14 protein-coding genes, 1 other RNA gene and 2 pseudogenes are annotated in these 20,071 nt (G+C 73.6%); 7 read left to right on the top strand and 10 right to left on the bottom strand.

Translation table 11 applies throughout. The features are described 5' to 3' along the window. The first annotated feature begins 3 nt into the window (after positions 1 to 3). Positions 4 to 1,284 carry a bifunctional RNase H/acid phosphatase gene (locus BG482_RS11995; RefSeq protein ID WP_069768960.1) on the top strand — a complete coding sequence of 427 codons (1,281 nt, stop codon included), beginning with the start codon at positions 4 to 6 and terminating at the stop codon, positions 1,282 to 1,284. On the opposite strand, the gene eda is transcribed toward BG482_RS11995, so the two are convergent. From eda to BG482_RS11980, 3 genes are all read right to left on the bottom strand, one after another. Further along, positions 1,259 to 1,924 (bottom strand): bifunctional 4-hydroxy-2-oxoglutarate aldolase/2-dehydro-3-deoxy-phosphogluconate aldolase, encoded by a 666-nt coding sequence (gene eda / locus BG482_RS11990; RefSeq protein WP_069768959.1) that lies wholly within the window; start codon positions 1,922 to 1,924, stop codon positions 1,259 to 1,261. The genes BG482_RS11995 and eda overlap by 26 nt on opposite strands. Positions 1,925 to 2,190: 266 nt before the next feature. Continuing rightward, the gene (gene yaaA, locus BG482_RS11985) at positions 2,191 to 2,973 is read right to left on the bottom strand and encodes a peroxide stress protein YaaA (RefSeq protein WP_069768958.1); all 783 of its coding nucleotides are present in this window, start codon (positions 2,971 to 2,973) and stop codon (positions 2,191 to 2,193) included. A gap of 85 nt (positions 2,974 to 3,058) precedes the next feature. Next, positions 3,059 to 4,702 carry an FAD-dependent oxidoreductase gene (locus BG482_RS11980; protein ID WP_069768957.1) on the bottom strand — a complete coding sequence of 548 codons (1,644 nt, stop codon included), beginning with the start codon at positions 4,700 to 4,702 and terminating at the stop codon, positions 3,059 to 3,061. A 49-nt stretch (positions 4,703 to 4,751) separates the two neighbouring features. Between BG482_RS11980 and BG482_RS11975 the strand changes: the two genes are divergently transcribed. From BG482_RS11975 to rnpB, 4 genes and pseudogenes are all read left to right on the top strand, one after another. After that, positions 4,752 to 5,468, top strand: coding sequence for a TetR/AcrR family transcriptional regulator (locus BG482_RS11975; protein ID WP_079141755.1), 717 nt, complete (start codon positions 4,752 to 4,754; stop codon positions 5,466 to 5,468). A 20-nt stretch (positions 5,469 to 5,488) separates the two neighbouring features. Next, complete coding sequence (locus tag BG482_RS11970) at positions 5,489 to 6,310, top strand: AraC family transcriptional regulator (protein ID WP_069768956.1); 822 nt, start codon at positions 5,489 to 5,491, stop codon at positions 6,308 to 6,310. A gap of 24 nt (positions 6,311 to 6,334) precedes the next feature. After that, a pseudogene (locus tag BG482_RS46105) lies at positions 6,335 to 7,171 on the top strand (DMT family transporter); the annotation flags it as partial. Between the two features lie 67 nt (positions 7,172 to 7,238). Beyond that, positions 7,239 to 7,642, top strand: an RNA gene (gene rnpB, locus BG482_RS11960) — RNase P RNA component class A. A gap of 123 nt (positions 7,643 to 7,765) precedes the next feature. Here rnpB and BG482_RS11955 read toward each other — a convergent pair. Both BG482_RS11955 and BG482_RS11950 read right to left on the bottom strand, forming a co-directional pair. Then, positions 7,766 to 8,944, bottom strand: coding sequence for a cytochrome P450 (locus BG482_RS11955; protein ID WP_069768954.1), 1,179 nt, complete (start codon positions 8,942 to 8,944; stop codon positions 7,766 to 7,768). Between the two features lie 307 nt (positions 8,945 to 9,251). After that, complete coding sequence (locus tag BG482_RS11950) at positions 9,252 to 10,727, bottom strand: amino acid permease (protein ID WP_069768953.1); 1,476 nt, start codon at positions 10,725 to 10,727, stop codon at positions 9,252 to 9,254. Between the two features lie 187 nt (positions 10,728 to 10,914). Here BG482_RS11950 and BG482_RS11945 point away from each other — a divergent pair, with 187 nt between their 5' ends. After that, positions 10,915 to 11,661 (top strand): FadR/GntR family transcriptional regulator, encoded by a 747-nt coding sequence (locus tag BG482_RS11945; RefSeq protein ID WP_069768952.1) that lies wholly within the window; start codon positions 10,915 to 10,917, stop codon positions 11,659 to 11,661. 22 nt (positions 11,662 to 11,683) lie between these two features. Then, the gene (locus BG482_RS11940) at positions 11,684 to 13,156 is read left to right on the top strand and encodes an APC family permease (protein WP_069768951.1); all 1,473 of its coding nucleotides are present in this window, start codon (positions 11,684 to 11,686) and stop codon (positions 13,154 to 13,156) included. Between the two features lie 120 nt (positions 13,157 to 13,276). Here the strand turns inward: BG482_RS11940 and BG482_RS43875 are convergent, their stop codons facing one another. The 5 genes and pseudogenes from BG482_RS43875 to BG482_RS11915 form a co-directional block, all read right to left on the bottom strand. Next, a complete protein-coding gene (locus BG482_RS43875; RefSeq protein ID WP_069768950.1) occupies positions 13,277 to 15,646 on the bottom strand; it encodes a bifunctional serine/threonine-protein kinase/ABC transporter substrate-binding protein in 2,370 nt (789 codons plus the stop codon). Further along, a complete protein-coding gene (locus BG482_RS11930) occupies positions 15,646 to 18,072 on the bottom strand; it encodes a bifunctional serine/threonine-protein kinase/ABC transporter substrate-binding protein (RefSeq protein WP_069768949.1) in 2,427 nt (808 codons plus the stop codon). Before BG482_RS11930 ends, BG482_RS43875 begins: the two co-directional genes overlap by 1 nt. Continuing rightward, positions 18,072 to 18,929: a hypothetical protein gene (locus BG482_RS11925; protein WP_079141753.1), complete on the bottom strand. Its 858-nt coding sequence runs from the start codon at positions 18,927 to 18,929 to the stop codon at positions 18,072 to 18,074. Before BG482_RS11925 ends, BG482_RS11930 begins: the two co-directional genes overlap by 1 nt. A 185-nt stretch (positions 18,930 to 19,114) precedes the next feature. Continuing rightward, positions 19,115 to 19,423: a MazG-like family protein gene (locus BG482_RS11920; RefSeq protein WP_069769071.1), complete on the bottom strand. Its 309-nt coding sequence runs from the start codon at positions 19,421 to 19,423 to the stop codon at positions 19,115 to 19,117. A 322-nt stretch (positions 19,424 to 19,745) separates the two neighbouring features. Further along, positions 19,746 to 20,071, bottom strand: a pseudogene (locus BG482_RS11915) (RpiR family transcriptional regulator); the annotation flags it as partial.

Below are 20,071 nucleotides of genomic sequence, written 5' to 3'. Positions count from 1 at the left end.
TCCGTGCGGGAGTTCATCGTCGAGGCGGACGGCGGGTCACGGGGCAACCCGGGGCCCGCGGGCTACGGCAGCGTGGTGATCGACGCGGCGACGGGGGAGACGCTCGCCGAGCGCGCCGAGTACATCGGCGTCGCCACCAACAACGTGGCCGAGTACCGCGGGCTGGTGGCGGGGCTGCGGGCGGCCCGCGAGCTCGATCCCTCGGCGAAGGTGCGCGTGCGGATGGACTCCAAGCTGGTCGTCGAGCAGATGTCGGGCCGCTGGAAGATCAAGCACCCCGACATGAAGCCGCTCGCCGCCGAGGCGGCCCGGGTGCTGCCGGCCGGGCAGGTCGCCTACGAGTGGATCCCGCGCGAGCAGAACAAGCACGCCGACCGGCTGGCCAACGAGGCGATGGACGCGGGCAAGCGGGGCGAGCAGTGGGACGCCGGGGCGTCGAGGGCGGCGCTCGACGCCGGCGCGGCCGCCGCTGCCTCGCGCGCTCCCGAGCCGTCCGGACCGCCCGGCGACGCCGTCGCGGGCGCGGCGAAGGCCCGGGAGGCGCTGTCCCGGACCCGCCCGTCGTCCACCGCACCGCCCCAGGACTCCGCCGCCGCCGACGTGCGCGCCGCCCGGACCGTCGCCGCCCCCACCGTCGGCTGGGGCACGGCCCCCGACCTCGGGGCGCCCGCGACCTTCGTCCTCCTGCGGCACGGCGAGACGCCGCTCACCCCGCAGAAGCGGTTCTCCGGCAGCGGCGGCACCGATCCGTCCCTCTCGGACGTGGGCAGGGAGCAGGCCGAGCGGGTCGCCGCCGCGCTCGCCCGGCGCGGCACGGTGCAGCACATCCTCGCCTCCCCGCTGGCCCGTACGCGGGAGACCGCCGGCGCGGTCGCGGCCCGCCTCGGGCTGGAGGTCACCGTCGACGACGGACTGATCGAGACGGACTTCGGCGCGTGGGAGGGACTCACCTTCGGCGAGGTCCGCGAACGTTACCCCGACGACCTGAACGCCTGGCTGGCCGACCCGGAGGCCGAGCCGACCGGCGGCGGCGAGAGCTTCGCGGCCACCGCCGTCCGCATCGCGGCAGCCCGCGACAGACTGGCCGCGGCGTACGCGGGCCGCACGGTTCTGCTGGTCACCCATGTGACGCCGATCAAGACGTTCGTACGGCTCGCCCTCGGCGCCCCGCCCGAATCCCTGTTCCGCATGGAGCTCTCGGCGGCCTCGCTGTCGGCAGTGGCCTATTTCGCGGACGGCAACGCCAGCGTCCGCCTGTTCAACGACACGTCCCACCTGCGGTGAGGCGGGAGGCGGTCCGGGCGAGCCCCTCGATCCGGGGCCAGTCACGCGCCCTGACCGCCTCCCGCGGGACCATCCAACTCCCGCCCACACAGCAGACGTTGGGCAGGGCGAGGTACTCCGGCGCGTTGTCCGGCCCGATGCCGCCCGTCGGGCAGAACCGGGCCTGCGGGAGGGGTCCGGCGAGCGAGCGCAGATAGGCGGTGCCGCCCGCCGCCTGCGCCGGGAAGAACTTCATGTCCCGCACGCCCCGTTCCAGCAGGGCGACCACCTCCGACGTGGTCGACACCCCGGGCAGGAAGGGGAGCCCGCAGGCGCACATCGCCGTCAGCAGGACGTCCGTCCAGCCGGGGCTCACCAGGAACCGCGCGCCCGCCGCCGCGCACGCCGTCACCTGCTCCGGCGAGATCACCGTCCCCGCCCCCACGACCGCCTCCGGCACCGCCCCGGAGATCTCCCGGATCGCGTCGAGCGCGGCCGGCGTCCGCAACGTCACCTCGATCGCGGGCAGCCCGCCCGCCACCAGCGCCCGCGCCAGCGGCACGGCGTCGGCGGCGTCCTCGACGACCACCACGGGCACCACGGGAGCGGGCGCGAGGTCCAGCACCGAGGCAGCCGAGGACGCGGGCAGGGATGAGGTCATGCGCCTCATCCTGCCGTCGCCTTGCAGCCCGTGCAAAGGTCGTTGCATATGTTGCAACGGCTGGAACAGTTGATGGACTGGATGTCCGGAGGACGGCCAAGCTGGAGGACGGCCAAGCCGGAGGACTGGAGGTTGGAGGGCCGGAGGTTGGAGGGCCGGAGGTTGGAGGACTGGAGCGATGAGGGCTGGAGGGGGGAGGGAACGGGGAGCGGGCCGGAGCCGGATCCGAAGCAGTCCGACCGGTGTGTGTGGGGTCCTGCCGAGCTTCAGTGGACCTCGTCCACCAGCACGTCCAGTGCCCACGCGGTTCCTGCCCGGGCCGGCGCGTGCTCCTCGACCGTGTAGCCGAGATCCCGCAGCGCCTCCACCAGCTCCGCCGGGCCCTTGGGCGCGATTCCCGCCGTCAGCAGGCTGCGCACGATCCGCCCCTTCGTGGCCTTGTTGAAGTGGCTGACGACCTTGCGGGTCGGCGCGTGCAGCACCCGCACCCCGGCCGTCCGCGCCGCGACCTCGCCCTTCGGCTTCCAAGCCGCCGCATACGCCGCCGACCGCAGATCCAGCACCAGTCCGCCCCCGGCGACTTCGGGCAGCACGGACGCCATCGGCGCACGCCAGTGCGCGCCCAGCGCCCCGAGGCCCGGCAGCCTCACGCCCATGGAGCACCGGTAGGAAGGGATCCGGTCCGTCACCCGCACCGCGCCCCACAGCCCCGAGAAGACGAGCAGCGACCTGGCCGCGCGCCGCTTCGCCGCCGCGTCCAGGGAGGCCAGGCCGAGGGCGTCGTACAGGACGCCCGTGTAGATCTCCCCGGCCGGGCGCGCGCCCGCCGTGCGCAGCTCCGTGTTCTTCGCGACCTCGCCGCGCAGTCCCTCGCTCAGCCCCAGCACCTCGCGCGCCTTGTCCTCGTCGGCCGCGCACAGCTCGACCAGCTCTTCGAGAACCGCCTCGCGGGCGGCGCCGAGCCCCGGCAGGGAGAGGGCCTCCGGCTTGAGCGGGGCGCCGCGTCCGGAGGACGCCTTGCCTTCGGAGGGCGGCAGCAGGACCAGCACGGGACATCTCCTCACATCGAGCTCAGCAGCCACAGCGTACGGCGTGCCGCCGGAGGCCCCCGTTCCGCCTGCCTGAGCCGGACGGTCAGGCGGCGGGCGGGCCGAACCACCGCTCCAGGGCCGCCTCCAGGGTGTCCTGCGGGACGTGCTCCGTGTCCGCGGCCCAGGCGACGAATCCGTCCGGCCGCACGAGCAGCGCCGTGAGACCGGCGTGGTCGCAGGCGGTCGGCGTGTGGACGTCCACCCGGTCGTCGTACCCCTCCGTGCGGGCGCGCAGCTTGGGGTCGTCGGCCAGGTCGAGCAGCAGGGCTCGTCCCTCGTGCAGACGGTCGGCGAGCCGGGTGCCGTCGGAGAACTTCAGGTCGGGGGCGCTGCGGCCGACGAGCGGGTGGTCGCCGGGCAGGTCGTAGCGCTGCCAGACGCCGGAGATCTGCTTGACCAGGTAGGTCGTGCCGTCGACCGTCTCCGTCATGGCGGTCACCACCTCGCGCAGGGCGCGCGCGTGCGACTCGGGGCGCATCAACGCGATCTGGGCCCGCGTCCACTCCAGCACCCAGGCGCCGACGGGATGCCGTTCGCGGGTGTAGGAGTCGAGCAGCCCCCGGGGAGCCTGGCCGCGCACCGTCGCCGCGAGCTTCCAGCCGAGGTTCACGGCGTCCCCGATGCCGAGGTTCAGTCCCTGTCCGCCGAACGGCGAGTGCACGTGCGCCGCGTCGCCGGCGAGCAGCACGCGGCCCGCGCGATAGGTGCTCGCCTGACGGCAGTTGTCGGTGAACCGGGTCAGTGAGTGCACCTTGTCCACCGTCACGTCCACGCCGGTCACCCGGCGCACGCTGGCCTGCAACTCCGCCGCGGTGACGGGCGACTCGCGGTCGGCGGGCGGCCCGTCGAACTCCACGGTGAGGATCCGGCCGGGCATCGGACCGTGCGCGTACGTCCCGACGGCGGTCGTCTGCCAGCCGCTCGGCAGCACCTCGGTGCCGGTCAGGTCGGCGAGCGCCTGGTAGCCGGTGATCTCCGGGGGAGTGCCGGGGAAGTCGAACCCGGCGAGCTTGCGTACGGTGCTGCGACCGCCGTCGCATCCGACGAGCCAGCCCGCGCGCACCTCCGGCCCGGGCGCGAGACGTACGGTGACGCCGTCGTCGTCGGCCTCGAAGCCGGTCAGCTCGACCCCCCGGCGCACCTCCACGCCCAGCTCCCGGGCCCGCTCGCCGAGCAGCCGCTCCAGGGCGGCCTGCGGGATCAGGCCGACGCCGTCGACAGGGCCGAGGGCCGCGAAGGCCGGGTCCGAGTCGTCCAACCGGTCCGCGTGGAGCATGATCCCGGCGAAGTGGCCGGCGAACCGCGGCGGCGGCACGATCCGGGGAGCGGGAGCGGGAGCGGGAGCGGCAGCGGGAGCAGGCGCTTCAGCCACCCCCGCCCCCGCCCCGGCCGGAGCCGCCCCCTCGGCCCCTGGCCCCGCTCCCGTCGCCCCGGCCTGCGCCCGCCGGAACTCCGCGAACCGCTTCATCGCCGCTTCCTGTACCCGCGTGAGGGCCGGGAGCAGCCCGCGTCGGTAGAGGGCGACCGCGGTGGGGACGTTGATCGCGCCCGCCTTGACCGTCTCGTCCACCTCGGTCAGCCGCTCGACGACCAGCGTCCGGGCCCCGCCGAGGGCCAGCTCGCACGCCAGCATCAGCCCGACCGGTCCGGCGCCGGCCACCACCACGTCGTACTCCGTGTCCGTCATGCACTTAACTGTAGTCACTAAAAAATTGTGGCAGCTATAGTTTTTCCTCATGGTGGAGCAAAGGGAAGCGGAACCCTCCCTTCGGGAGCGGAAGAAGCAGGCCACACGGCAGCGGATCTCGGACGTGGCGACCGGCCTGTTCGTGGCGCACGGCTTCGACGAGGTGACGGTCGCGGAGGTCGCCCGGGCGGCGGAGGTCTCCACCATGACCGTCTTCAACTACTTCCCGCGCAAAGAAGACCTCTTCCTCGACCGCATCCCCCAGGCCGTCGAGATGTTCACGGAGGCGGTACGGCGCCGCGACCCCGGCGAGAGCCCGATCGCGGCCCTGCGGGCCCTCGCGCTGCGACTCCTCGACCAGGGCCACCCGCTGGGCGGCATCGCCGACGACTTCCGCTACTTCTGGCGGATCGTCCTCGACTCGCCCGCGCTGCGGGCCCGCGCCCGCGAAGGGGTCGAGGAAGTGGAGGAGGCCCTCGCCGACGCCTTCACGGAGACGGCCCCGGAGCTCCCCGACCCCCGCCTGGCCGCCGCCCTGGCCGTTGCCGCGTACCGCTCGGTCTTCGTCGCGTCCGCCCGCCGTCTGCTCGAGGGGGAGGCCGCGGCCGACGTGGCCGAAGGTCACAGGGCGCGGATGGCGGCAGCCTTCGACGCGCTGGAGGAGGTGTTCGGGCGTCCCCCGGCCGACGCCGCACCGGGCCGACCGGCGCCCCGACCCGGCATGGAACCGGCCTCCGAACGCGTTGCACCCACAGAACACGCGTAGAGGACGACCGGGGGTGGCGCATGAGCCGTGAACAGGCGTTGTGGACCAGAGCCAGACTCGGCCGCTGCGGGCCGCCGCTCGACCTGCTCACCGCCCGCTTCCAGCGGCACGTCTACGCACCGCACACGCACGAGGAGTTCACCGTCGGAGTGTGCGTGGACGGGGCGGAGATCATCGCCTACCGCGGCGGCCACATCCGCACCGGTCCCGGCTCCATCGTCGTCCTCGACCCCGGCGAGACCCACACCGGCGGCCCGGGCGACGACAGCGGCGGCTACGCCTACCGCGCCCTGTACGCGGCCCCCCGCCTGCTCACCGAGGGCACTGTCGGCGGCATACCGCACTTCCGGGAGCCCCTCCTGGACGACCCCGAGCTCGCCGCCGCCCTGCGCCGCGCCCACACGGAACTGACCGTCCGCCCCGACCCGCTCGAGGCCGAGTCGCGGCTGCCCTGGCTCCTGACGGCCCTGGCCCGACGCCACTCCACGGCCCGCCCGGTGTGCGACACGATCCCCGGCGCCGAGCACATCACCCACGCCGTCCGCACCCGCCTGGCCGACGAACTGCTCGCCCCGCCCTCGCTGGCCGACCTCGCCGCCGAGCTGGGCCTGTCCCGCTACCAACTCCTGCGCGCCTTCCGCACGACGACCGGGATCCCGCCGTACGCCTGGCTCGCCCAGTACCGGGTGACCCGGGCCAGGGCGCTCCTGGAGTGCGGTCTGCGTCCCGCCGAAGTCGCCTCCCGGGTCGGCTTCGCGGACCAGGCCCACCTCACCCGCTGGTTCCGCCGCGTCCTGGGCGTGACCCCGGCGGCATACCGCAACAGCGTTCAAGACACCTGACCGGAACCGGCCGAGACTCCTCCCATGACTGCTCGCGGCTGGTTCCTGTTCTCCCTGATGGGAGTGGTGTGGGGGATCCCCTACCTCCTGATCAAAGTGGCGGTGGACGGCCAGGACGGCCTCTCCCCGTCCGTGGTCGTCTTCACCCGGTGCTCCCTGGGCGCGGCCCTGCTGCTCCCCTTCGCCCTGCGCCAACGCGGCCTGACCACCACCGTGAGGACGCACTGGAAGCCCATGCTGGCCTTCGCGGTCATCGAGATCATCGGTCCCTGGTTCACCCTCACCGACGCGGAACGGCACCTGTCGAGCTCCACCGCCGGGCTGCTGATCGCGGGCGTCCCCATCGTGGGAGTCGCGCTGGCCCGGTTCTTCGGCGACACGGAGCGGCTGGGCGCCCGCCGGGTCGCGGGCCTCGCTCTGGGCCTGACCGGCGTCGCGGTTCTCACCGTCCCGCATCTCACCGGCGGCGACGCCCGTTCCCTGGCCGAGGTCCTGCTGACGGTCGTCGGCTACGCGACCGCGCCCCTGATAGCCGCCCGCCACCTCAAGAACGTCCCCTCCCTCCACCTGACGACCCCCTGTCTGGCACTGGCGGCTCTGGTCTACGCACCGGCCGCCGTCGCCACCCGCCCCGCGGCGATCCCCGCCGCCACCGTCCTGCTGGCCCTCGCGGGACTGGGCGTCATCTGCACGGCAGTCGCCTTCGTCGCCTTCATGGAGCTGATCAAGGAGGCCGGCCCGACCCGCGCCACGGTCATCACCTACGTCAACCCGGCCGTGGCGGTCGCAGCGGGCGCCCTGTTCCTGGACGAGCCCCTGACGGCGACGATCGTGGCCGCCTTCACCCTGATCCTCGCGGGCTCGGTCCTCGCGACGGCGGCGGGACCGAAGCGCGACTCCCGCCCGGTAACATGGTCGACACGGCAGACGAGCCGGGCGGACGGCCGCGTGGAGTCCCTCACGGGACTTCCCGAGGAACGTCCGGGCTCCACAGGGCAGGGTGATGGCTAACGGCCACCCGGGGTGACCCGCGGGACAGTGCCACAGAAAACAGACCGCCGAGGGCTCCGGCCCCCGGTAAGGGTGAAACGGTGGTGTAAGAGACCACCAGTGCCCAGGGCGACCTGGGCAGCTAGGTAAACCCCACCCGGAGCAAGGTCAAAAGGAGCACGGTAAAACGTGCTCTGCGCGGACGTTCGAGGGCTGCCCGCCCGAGTCCGCGGGTAGACCGCACGAGGCCGGCGGCAACGCCGGCCCTAGATGGATGGCCGTCTCCCCGGCCGCCGCGAGGCAGCCGGGCGACAGAACCCGGCGTACAGCCCGACTCGTCTGCCGCCACCTGCGGCTTTGCCTGCAAAGGGCCTCCGACCTGCGTCGGAGGCCCTTTCCGGTCCACCGGGGGCCTGCCGCGGCAGGCGGCGAGATGCTCCTCGGGCGTCCCTCGGACAGAGTTGACTAGATCAGTACGGGCAGTGCGGCCAGGCCGCGCATCAGGCGGGTGCGGCGCCATTCGAGTTGATCGGGCGATACGGCGAGCCGGATCCCGGGGAAGCGGGACAGGACTGCGGTCAGGGCGATGCCCGCCTCCGTCTTGGCGAGGGGAGCGCCGACGCAGCGGTGGATGCCGTGGCCGAAGCCGAGGTGGCCGGCGGCTTCGCGGTCCAGGTCGAGCCGGTCCGGTGAGGGGAATCGCTTCGGGTCTCGATTGGCGGCTCCAAGAGCGACCAGCACAGGGGCGCCGGCGGGGAGGTCGGTGCCCCCGAGCGTGACGGCTTCCGTGGTGAAGCGAAAGGTTGCCGTGCTGACGGGCGAGTCGAAGCGAAGCAACTCGTCCAGTGAGGAAGGGATGTCCTCCGGGTTGTTGCGCAGACGCTCCAGCTCGGCCGGATGCCGGAGGAGCGCCAGGGCGGCGTTGCCGAGGAAGTTGGTCGTGGTCTCGTGTCCGGCGACGAGCAGCAGCACGGCCAGGGAGACCAGTTCCTCCTCGCTGAGGTGGTCGTTGCCGTCGCGCGCTGCGATGAGGCGGTCGAGGAGCGAGTTTCCGGGCCGCAGACGTTTGGCGGTGATGAGGTCGGTCATGTAGTCGGCCAAGGCGTGCGAGGCGGTGTCGATCACGTCGGGCTTCCCGGCGCTGAACAACTCGGCGGACCAGCGCCGCACCTCGGACCGGTCGACCTCAGGGACCCCCAGCAGTTCGCAGATCACGATGATCGGGAGGGGCACCGCCAGGCCGGCGACGAAGTCGACCTGCTCGTCGACGGGCCACTCGTCCAGCAGCGTGTCGGTCACCCGGGCGATGAACGGTCGCAACCCGGCGACGGCGCCCGTCGTGAAGGCGTTGGTCACGAGCTTGCGCAGGCGGGTGTGCCGGGGCGGATCGCTCGCCAGCATGGTGTGCGCGACGGCGGGGTGCAGGCGGCGCCGCGACTCCTTGTCGGCGAAGAAGGCGGCCGTGTTCTTCGAGAGCCGGGGGTCGCTGAGGGCTTGCCGGGCCTCCGCGTATCCGGTGATCAGGTAGCTGCCGTGTCCGCCCGAGCCGGTGGGAACGGCCTGCACGGGGCACGCGGAGCGCATGGCCGCGTAGGTGGGATAGGGGTCGCGCAGGAAGCGAGGGTCCTGGGTCGGGTCGTCCATGCGTCAGGCTCCAACCGGTTCCGGGGGGCGTCGTCGGCGACACGCCCCGGGACGCGGTGTACCTAGGCATCGGTGACCGGGAGAGGCCACCTCGTGTTCGCGCGGAGGCCACCCTCACGAACCGGCGCCCCCGCTGTCAATCCCGTTCCCTCGGGCTCCTGCGGGGGCTCGCCGTCGGGCCGCGCGAGGTCGGCACGCCGGGCTGTTCGTCGTCCTCTTCGAGGTGGAGACGCCTCGGCGGAGGTCGGATGCCGGGAGGACCGGCGCCGAGGCCGGCGCCGGTCCTCCCGGCTGTCGCCGGTGACCGTCAGGACAGGGGAGCCGGCTCGGGCGTCGCCTGTGCCTTGTTCCTGTCGGTGAGGCGTTGGCGGACCAGCGCGAAGACCACCACCGCGATGGCCACCGCCGTGGACAGGACCACCTGGTCGCGGCCGCCGCCGTCGGCCGTGTCGGTGAGCATGTAGCCCAGGACGAAGGTGATCAGGGCGATGGTCGCCCAGGTCAGGTAGGGGTAGAGCCACATGCGGACGACCAGCTTCTCCGGGGACTCGCGTTCGATGATCCTGCGCATCCGCAGCTGGGAGAAGCAGATCACCAACCACACGAACAGGGCGATCGCGCCGGAGGAGTTGAGCAGGAACTGGAAGACCGTGTCGGGCCAGAGGTAGTTGAAGGCGACCGCGACGAAGCCGAAGACCACCGAGGCGAGGATGGCCGAGCGCGGGACGCCGCGGCCGCTGGTCTTCCCGAAGGCGGCCGGGGCGTCGTTGCGGCGGCCGAGCGAGAAGGCCATGCGCGAGGCCGTGTACAGGCCGGAGTTGAGGCAGGACAGCACCGAGGTCAGCACGATGGTGTTCATGATCTGGGCCGCGTGCGGGATGCCGATGGAGCTCAGGGCGGCGACGTACGAGCCGTCCTTGAGGATCGCCGGGTCGTCCCAGCGCAGCAGCGACACCACGATCAGGATCGAGCCCAGGTAGAACACCGCGATCCGCCAGATCACGCTGTTGGTGGCCTTGGTGACGGCGGCGCGCGGGTCGGCGGTCTCGCCTGCCGCGAGGGTGACGATCTCGCTGCCCATGAAGGAGAAGACGACCATCAGGACGCCGGTGAGGATGGCGCCGGGGCCGTGCGGCAGGAAGCCGCCGTGCGCGGTGAGGTTGGAGAATCCGCTCGCCGGGTGGTCGGAGCCGGGGAGCAGTCCGAAGATCGCGAGGCCGCCGAGCACGATGAACGCGGCGATGGCGACGACCTTGATGCCGGCGAACCAGAACTCGAACTCGCCGTAGGAGCTGACCGAGGCGAGGTTGGTGGCTGTCAGGACGATCATGACGATCAGGGCCCAGCCCCATTGGGGCACCGCCGGGATCCAGCCGGCCAGGATCTTGGCCCCGGCGGTCGCCTCCACGGCGAGCACCACGACCCAGAAGAACCAGTACAGCCAGCCGATGGTGAAGCCCGCCCAGCGGCCGAGCGCGCGGTCGGCGTAGGCGGAGAACGAACCGGAGGTCGGGTTGGCCGCGGCCATCTCGCCGAGCATGCGCATCACGAGGACGACGAGGACGCCGACGAGCGCGTAGGAGACGAGGATGCCGGGGCCCGCGGCGGCGATGCCGGAGCCGGAGCCGACGAACAGGCCGGCGCCGATGACTCCGCCGATCGCGATCATCGACAGGTGACGGTTCTTGAGTCCGGCCTGCAGGCCGCCGGACTCGCCGGACTCGCCGGGTTCGCTGGACCTGCCGGGCTCGGAGGGAGGGGTTCTGGGGACGGTTGTGGTCATGTCGACATCCATGGAGGGGAGTGCGGACCAGGGGTGTCTGGAAATTAGTTCAGTACGATCCAAAAGAACAAGACTTGTTTAAGTGTTCACCTTGCTCTATTTTTCGTGCTGCGCGGACCCCCACGTTTCCGGGAGCCCTCTGTGGACCACACCGTGACCCCGTTCGCCAGGCCGTTAAGGTGGCGCCGTGGTGAATGCAGCGGGCAAGTTCGGCCCCTACACCGGCTGGGACACTCGCGTGCTGGCCGGCCGGGGCCCCACGGGAGCGGAGCTCGTCCGGTCCCGGATCGCCCTGCGGGTGCGTCTGGGCTCGGTGTCGCCGGGTGACCGGCTGCCGGACGCGGGCGTCCTCGCCGAGGAGCTCGGGATCAGTGAGATCACCGTGCGCCGGGCGCTGGAGGCCATGTGCCAGGACGGCCTGCTCGACCGCCGTCGCGGCCGGGCGGGCGGCACCTTCGTCGCGACGGACTGGGACGCCGTCGTCGCCGTGATGTACGACGCGGAGGAGGCGGCCGCACTGGACGCGTTCCACCTGCTGCTCGAGTGCGGGCTCGTCGCACACGCCGCCGGCGAACTCGGCGGGGAACTCCCCGGCGAACTCCCCGGCGGCCCGCACGGGGGTCTGCTCGACAGTCCGCTCGACGGGCTGCGGGCGCTGGTCGAGGAGATGGAGCTGACCGACGACCCGGCGCAGCTGCTCGAACTGGAGACGCGCTTCCACCTCGACCTCGCCCAGGCGCTCGGCGGCGCCGGGATCCGGGAGTTCGCCGCCGACCTGCTCGGCCGGCAGTGCCTGCTGGGGCCCGCGCCGGCACCCGCGCAGGTGCGGGCCCGCAACCGCTGCCACGCCGACCTGCTCGACGAACTCGCCCGCGGCGCGATGGACCCTGCGGTCCGAGCGGTGAAGGCGCACCAGCACGCCGAACCGCGCTGACCTCTTCGAAGGAGCTGTCGCCATGCCTCACCACGGACCCGTCGGACCCTCGCCGACGTCGGGTCGCGCCGGCGGCACGCCTCAGCGGCTGCGCGGCGGCGTGCTCGGCATGGCGGACATCGCCGCCGCCACGATGGCCAACGTCGGCCCCGCCATGAGCTTCTTCTTCGGCTTCGCGTTCCTCGCCACCACCGCGGGCGTCGCCTCCCCGCTGACCATCGTCGCGGCGGGCGCCGCGGTCGCGCTGTTCGGCAACACACTGGCCGAGTTCTCCCGGGCGCACCCCTCGGCGGGCAGCTTCACCACCTTCGTCGGCAAGACCTTCGGGCCGGTCAGCGCCGTCACCACGGCTCTGCTCGCCGGACTCGGCTACATCATCGCGATGGCCTCCGTCATCGCGATCTCCGGCGGGTTCATGCAGATCACCCTGAACCACTACACCGGCGTCGATCTGCCCTGGATCATCTGGACGGTGCTGCTGACCGGCCTGTCGGTGGTGCTGATGCTGCGCGGGATCGGCGTGTCCACCAAGTGGGCCGGTTACTTCTTCGGCGTCGAGATGCTCGTGCTGGTCGTGGTGTCGGTCGCGGCGCTCGTCGAGCACCGCGGCGACCTCTCCGCGGCCCCGTTCCTGCCCTCCCACCTCACCCACGGCGTCAAGGGCCTCGCGGCGGGCTTCCCGCTGGCGGTCTACCTGTTCATCGGCTGGGAGAACTCGGCCGCGCTGGCCGAGGAGACGGAGAACCCGCGGCGCAACGTCGGCCGCGCCGTGTTCTCCTCCGTCGCGATCATGACGGTGAGCTACATCCTCTTCTCCTACGCCACGGTCACCGGCTTCGGCTACGACGTGCAGCGGCTCGGCGCCTCCCGGATCCCCTTCGTCGACGTCGCCCAGCACACCCTCGGGGCACTCGCCGTCCTCGCCTACGTCGGCGGGCTGACCTCCACGCTCGGCGTGCTGATCGCGGGCATCAACTCGCAGGCCAGGCTGGTGTTCAACGCCGGACGCGAGGGGCTGCTGCCGTCCTTCTTCGGCTATGTGCACCCCACGCGCCGCACGCCGAACAACGCGATCGTCACCTTCGCCGCGACCGCGCTGCTGATCATCGTCGGCTGGGGTGCGGGGCATGTGCTCGGGGAGGACGGCGGTCCGATGAACCCGGTGGTGTTCTTCGCCGAGTCGTCGAGCCTGGGCGCCATCCTGATCCTGCTGGTCTACCTCGCGTCCAACATCGCGCTGCCGCTGTACTACCGCAGGTACCGTCCGCAGGAGTTCCGGATAGTGCGGCACGTGGTGCTGCCCGCGGTCGGCGCCCTCGCCGTTCTCATCCCGCTGTACTACCTCGCCAAGCCCGGACAGCCCGCCCCGTACAGCTGGTTCCCGTACGCGGCGCTGGCGGCCCTGCTGGCGGCCGTCTGCTATGCGGCCCTCCTGGTCCGGCGCGACCCGGGCCTCGCCGAGCGCGTCGGATCGGTCGTCGCCGACGCGGAGTGACATCGCCGCGCCAGGGGCCGACCGCCGGATTCGCCCCGTCGTTCCCCGCTGCCCGCTGCCCCGCCGGTCGCTGCCCGCTGCCCCGCCGGTCGACGGAGTCACGGGCCGACGGACTCGCTCTCACGAGACCGCGGCCTCCAGGTACTGCCCGAGGTAGCGGAACCTGCCGTCGGTGACCTGGTAGTCGAACATCGCGTCGTGATTGAAGCCGTAGCTCTGCACGTACCTGACGGTGCGGGTGATCCCGGTGTGGGAGACCTCGCGGAGTCTGCGGGCGATCGCGCCGCGCTCTCTCAGCGCGGTGCCGTCCTGTGCGCAGGCCTCCGCCAGGAACATCACGGCGTCGTAGGCCTCCGCCGCGTACCAGCCGGGAGCGGCGCCGAACCGGCTGCGATAGGCGGCGGCGAAGGCCCGGGCGGAGGGGCGGACCCCGGGGTCGACGAAGGACGTTGCGAAGACCCAGCCGGTCGCGGCCGCGCCGGCGCCGGTGAGGAACGCGGGGCCGAAGGCGCGTTCCGTCGCCATGCGGGTCCCGGTGAATCCGGCGGCGTGCAGGGCGGACGCCAGTCCGGCGGTCCGTGGCGCGTCACCCGTGCACAGGACGGCGTCCGCGCCCGCGGCCAGCACCGCCGCGGCCAGCGCCGTGGGGTCGAACTTCCCGGCGGGGACGCTGGTCAGCGTGGAGTCCCGGCCGGCCTGGCGCAGTCCGCGCTGGGTCTGGTCGCACAGCGTCCAGGCGAGGTCGCCCTGCGCCCGGTCGTCCACCAGGAACACCTTGCGCGCGTCGGCGTGGTTGCTGAGATAGCGGACGCAGGGGGCGGCGAAGAGGTCGTCCTTGACGTGCAGCGCCGCGTGCGAGTGGAACACGTTGAGGCCGAGCGAATCGGTCAGGGTGTCGACGCCCACCGAGACCGACACCACCGGCATCGCCGCCTGGTTGTACGCGGCCTCGGAGCTGAGGAAGCACGCGTCGGTGGTGGGCCCCAGGACCGCCAGGACTGCCGGGTTCTTCGTGAGCTGCCGGGCCAGGCCGGCCGCCCGGGCCGGGGCGCCGCCGTCGTCGTACGGGAGCAGCTTCACGCGGAAGGGGCGGCCGCTCCGGCCGTTGACCTGTTCGACGGCCAGCCGGGCGCCGTTGAGCTGGGTGTTGCCGTTCTCCCTGCCGGGGCCGGTCAGGTCGCCGTGGAACGCCACGACGAGTTCGGGGCGCGGTCCCGTCGAGGACGGCGGAGACGTCGCCGTTCCGGGGCGGGTGCTCCACCACCACGCCCCGCCGCCCGCCGCCAGGACCCCGGCCGTGGAGCCGAGGCGCAGGAAGCTGCGGCGGCGCAGGCCGAGCACGGTGGGCGTGACGGGAGGGGAAGCCGTGACGGCCGTCATCGTCGCGGCTTCCGGCGACACCAGGGGCGTGGGGGAGGCGGCGGAAGCCGGGTTCGCCCGCGCGGACACCTGGGTCGGCTCGATGGCGCCGATGGCGAGCACGGCGGCGGACCGGTCGTTGATCAGGCGGGTGACCGACGCGGGCAGCCAGCCCGTCGGCTCGGCCGGATCACCTCCCCGTCCCCCTCCTCTCCCTCCTCTCCCTCCTCCGGCGCCACCCGCGCCTCCCGCCCTTCCGGTCCCGCCTGTCCCTCCGGCTCCTCCCGCAGCCCCCTGTGCCCCCTCCGGCCCCTCTGCCCCCTCTGATTGCTCCTCGAGGGTCGCGCGGAGACGGGCGAGGGTGGGGCGGCGGCCCGGGTCCTTGTGCAGACAGGCTCTCAGCAGCGTGGCCTGCTCGTCCGGGATCGCGGCGGGGTCCGGCTCCTCGTAGACCGTGCGCAGCAGCATGCCGGCCGCCCCGCCGCCGCCGAAGGGCCGCACACCGGTCGCGGCGAACGCCAGCACGCAGGCCAGCGAGAACACGTCGCTCGCCGGGCCGATCTCCCCGCCCCGTGCCCGGGCCTGCTCCGGCGAGAGGAAGCCGGGCGAGCCGACGATCACGCCGCTGGAGGTGAGCGCGGTCGCCTCGGGCGCGCGGGCGATGCCGAAGTCGATGAGCCGGGGGCCGTCCGGGGCCAGCAGGACGTTGCCCGGCTTCACGTCACGGTGCACGAGACCCGCCGTGTGCACCGCGTCGAGCGCCTCGGCCAGCCGCATACCCAGCACCCGCACGGAGGCCGGGGCGAGCGGTCCGAAGACGTCCACCGTCTCGGCGAGCGACGGGCCCGGGACGTACGCGGTCGCCAGCCACGGCGTCTCCGCGTCGGCGTCCGCGTCCAGCAGCGGGACCACCCACGGGCTGTCCACCCGCCGGGCGACCTCCACCTCCCGGCGGAACCGGGCCCGGAAGCCCGGCTCCTCGGCGTACGAGGCACGGACCGTCTTGACGGCGGCGATTCCCCCGCCCGGCGCACGGGCCAGGAAGACGACGCCCATGCCGCCGGCGCCCAGCCGCCGCAGCAGACGGTAGCGACCCAGCCGGGACGGGTCGCCGGAGCGCAGCGGCTCCATCAGATGGTGAGCGGCGCGGGGCCGCCGTACACGAAGTCGCCCTGCTCGACCCGCCAGAGGAAGCCACCGGTGCCGTCGATGACCATCAGACCGGTCTTGGCCATCTGGCCGGTCTGCTCGAAGGCGAACGCCTTGGTGACGCCCTGGTACTTGCCCGTCTGAACGGCCGTGAGCAGGTTCTTGCGGGTCCTGCTCTTCGCCGGGAGCCCGGACAGGGCCTTCAGCAGCATCCCCGTCACGTCGTAGGCCTCCGCCGCGTACCGGGGCGGGGCCTCCTTCCAGTGCTCGCGGTAGGCCGCGGCGAACTTCCTCGCCTCGGGCTTGCCGCTCGCGTCGATGACGGGGGCCACCATCACCCAGTCCTCGGCGGCCTCCTGGGCCTGCGTCAGGAAACGGCCGTCGAGCAGCGCCGGGCCGGACACCCGCGCACCCCGGAAGGCGCGTTCCCGCAACGTGGAGGCGAGCAGCGCGCCCCGGTCGGGCAGACCGGCGAAGAACACGGAGTCGGCGCGGGCGGAGAGCACCGCGTCCACCGCGGCGCCGAAGTCGCGGCGCATCGCGCTGACCACCTCCGGCACCGGCGGCTGTTGCGCGTTGCTGAGCTGGGTGCTGAGGGCGGTGCCGAGATCCGTCCCGTAGTTGCCGGCGGGTCGATCGACGATCAGGCCGACCTTGTGCGAACGGGCGGTCCCGCGAAGGTAGTTGCTGAGGTACAGGCCGAGCACCGAGTCGGGCAGCCGCCCGAGCAGGAACGAGCGGAACCCCTGGAGGACGAGGCTGATCCCGCCGGGGGACACGGCTACGACCGGCAGCAACCCGGAGTCGTACTTCGCGAGCGCCGCCTGCGCCGTGGCGTCGGTCGTCGGGCCGACCACCGCGAGGACCGCCGGGTCGTCCGTCAGCTCCGCCGCGAGCCGGGCCGAGGCCGCGGGATCGCCGCCGTCGTCGACGGTCCTGACCTTGACGGTGAACGGGGCGTCGCCGCGCGCGTTGAACTCCGCGACGGCCAGCCGCAGTCCGCGCTCCTGTGCCCTGCCCGTGTCCCGCTGCGGCCCGCTGAGGTCACCGTGCAGCGCGACGGTGTGCACAGGGCGCGGTGAAGACGCGGCGGCGGACGGACTGTCGCCTCCCGTGTCGTCGTCCCGGGCAGCGGCCCACCAGCCCCCGCCCCCGGCCGCCGTCAGCGCGACGGCCCCGCCCGCGAGGAGGAGGAAACGGCGCCGGCCGGCCGGGTGGGCGTCCTGAGTCTGCGCCCCCGAGCCGGACGTCTCGTGGGTGTCGGCTTCAGCCCGCTCCGAGCCGGACGTCTCTTGGGTGTCGGCTTCAGCCCGCTCCGAGCCGGACGTCCCTTGGGTGTCGGCTTCCGGCCGCCCCGATCCGGACGTCTCGCCCGTGCCGGGCGCTGCCCGGCCGGAGCCGGAGGTCCCGTCCGTGCCGGGCTGCGCCGGCCCGGGCTCGGGAAGCGCGTCGGACGGGGCCTGGGTGTGCTCGATGTCCGGCAGCGCGAGCGCGGCGGCCGACCGCTCGGCGATCAGCCGGGCGACCGGCTCCGGCAGCCACCCGGAGGCCGCCGCGTGCTGCGGGCCGCCGTCGGCCCACACCGCGGTCCGCGGGTCGCCCCCGGCCGCCAACCGCCTTACCAGCTCGGCGGCTTCGGGCCGCCGGGCCGGCTCCTTCTCCAGGCAGGCTTCCACCACCTCGCGCAGCCGCGGCGGCATCCCGTCGAGGTCCGCCGGGTCGTGCACGGCCCGGTACAGCAGGGCGTCGACCGCCCCCCTGCCGAACGGCGCCCGTCCGGTCGCCGCGAACGCCAGCACGCAGCCGAGGGAGAACACGTCGCTCGCCGGTCCGATGCCGTCGCCGCCGGGGCCCATGGCCTGCTCGGGCGACAGATAGCCGGGGGTGCCGACGACCAGCCCGGTCGCGGTCAGCGCGGTGTCCTCCGGCGCGCGGGCGATGCCGAAGTCGATGAGGCGGGGGCCGTCGTGGGCGATCAGCACATTGCCCGGCTTCAGGTCCCGGTGGACCAGACCGGCCCGGTGCACCTCGCCCAGCGCCTCGGCCAGCCGGGCGCCGAGGAGCCGCACGCCGGGTTCTGTCAGCGGGCCGTGCGCGACCACCGCCTCGCCCAGCGACGGGCCGGGCACGAACGCGGTCGCCAGCCACGGCGCCTCGGCGTCCGGGTCGGCGTCCACCAGCGGCACCGCCCAGGGACTGTCGACCCGCCGGGCGGTCTCGACCTCGCGGCGGAACCGCTCCTTGAAGCCCGGTTCCTCGGCGTACTCGGCGAGGAGGACCTTCAGCGCCACCAGCGCGCCGCCCGGCGTGCGTGCCAGGTACACCACGCCCATGCCCCCGGCGCCGAGCCGGCCCAGCAGACGGTGGTCCGCGATCCGCGCGGGATCGGACGAACGCAGCGGTTCCATCAGTTCTTCCCCCCGAGCTCGGACTCGATCCGGCTGAGCATGGTGGTGAGGGCGTACGACGCGCGCTTCGTCAACTCGTCGTCCCGGTAACCCTGGGCGCCCATCACGGACACGGCCACGGTCACCGAGCCGAGCCGGGCGACGTTCCAGCGGTACGACTGCGGGGTGTTCCCGGTCAGGTAGGAACCGATCTCCAGCACCGAGTCGTCGGCGTAGGTGTTGCCGCCCTGGCCGTAGGGAGTGGCGACCGACGCGAGTCCGGAGATCCGCTCGTCGGTGCGGACCTGCTGTTCCCGGCAGCGCAGCGCCTCCTCCAGGGTGGTGGCCAACTGTTCGTCGGCGGCCCGGACGGTGGTGTGCACGGTGACCGCTGCGGTCACCTTCAGCGTCCCCTCGCCGCCCGTGCCCGGCAGCTCGCTGTAACGGGACGACGAGGCCAGGACGCTGCTCGGGAGGGGCCGGCGCTGCCAGCGGCACTCCGCGTCGAGCACGGCGACGGTGCCGGGGGTGCTCGCGGACGGCCGCTGGGCCCGGAAGCCCGAGCCCCAGTCCTGCGGCTGCAGCGCGACCGCCTGCACCAGGGCCTCGGCCTGTCGCCCCGTCCGGGGCAGCTTGGCGGGGTCCGCCTTGAACGGCGTCGCCTTCGCCGTGGCCCCGCCCGACGCCTCGGTGGACGCCGGTGGGGAGGGGGAGCCGGACGTGGACGGCGTCGCGGACCGGCCGGACGCCGAAGGGCTCGGTCCGGCCGCTTCGCCGCCCCCGGCGCCGCAACCGCCCACCAGCAGTGCCGCCCCGGCCGCCGACGCCGCCGCCCTCACCGACCAAGTCGTTCTGCGTCTGCGTGCGTTGTCCACCATGCCCGCCCCCTCAGCCTCAGCGCCCCCGCTTCGCGTGCGGTGATCGTACAGAGCCACGCGGACGGCGGACGGACGGTTCCGTGAACCGAGGGAACGTTCCGCACGGCCGCGGGCCGCGGGCCGCGGCAGCCGGTGAGCGCGGGAGCCGCCCCGTGTCCGTCACGCCGGCCGTTCGCTCGGCCGGGTCACGCGGGGCGGCCGTCCGGATGCCCGGCCCCCAGGGATCGGTCCGCCACGCGCGCCAGATGCCCCGCGAAGACCGTCGGGGCGTCCGGCGTCAGGGTGCGCAGGGCCACCAGCGCCGAGACGACCACGTCGCACAGCTCGGCCTGGACGTCCTCCCAGGTGTGGTCTGCGCCCTTGCGGGGGTTCTGGCCGGTGGCGCCGATGACCGCCTGGGCGACCTCGCCGACCTCCTCGGACAGCTTCAGCACGCGCAGCAGCAGCCCTTCGCGGCCGCCGTGCGCCCGGTTGTCGTCCAGCCAGACCCGCAGGGCGTCGACGGTGGCCCAGACGTCGGCGCCGGCCCACGGACCGTCAGGACCGGGAAGCCCTGAGGGGTTCGCAAGTCGGGTCGGGTCGGGTGGTCCGGCGGGACCGGGCACCTCGGCGGGACCGGGCACCTCGGCGGGACCGGGAATCCCGACGGGACCGGGCATCCCGACGGGGGCCGGCCCAGGTCCCGGGGGCGGCTGCGGAACCGGACGTGGCGCGCGTTGCGGAACCGGACGCGGGGCGGGCTGCTGGGGCGGAGTGTCCATCGCCACAGCCTGCCAGGTCACGCACCGGGCGCGGGGGCCCGGCGGGCGGCGGGGCTCACTCGTCGAACAGGGACTCCTGCTCGCCCTCCGCCCGCCTGCGCAGCCGCTGGTTGCGCAGGCCCACGACCACCGCCGTGACGGCCGCCGTCGCGCCGAGCGCCGCCGGGACCATCCAGCCGCGGTCGACCGTGTGGCCGAGGGCGTGGTCCAGGGAGAGCCGACCGGGGCCGGCGACGGCGAGGCCCGCGGCGGCCAGGCCCAGGGAGGCGGCGTGCTCGTAGCCGCCGCTCGCCGCGAAGAAGCCGTTGGGGGTGTGGACGGCGGCCGCGCCCGCCATCGCGCCGGCCGTCCTGGTCGCGGTGCCGCTGCTGGTCGTCGGAT

The organism is Streptomyces sp. LUP30 (assembly GCF_001746365.1).
GTDB lineage: Bacteria > Actinomycetota > Actinomycetes > Streptomycetales > Streptomycetaceae > Streptomyces.
Note: the sequence above shows the minus strand (reverse complement) of the source record. Positions and strands in the feature narration are given on the sequence as shown.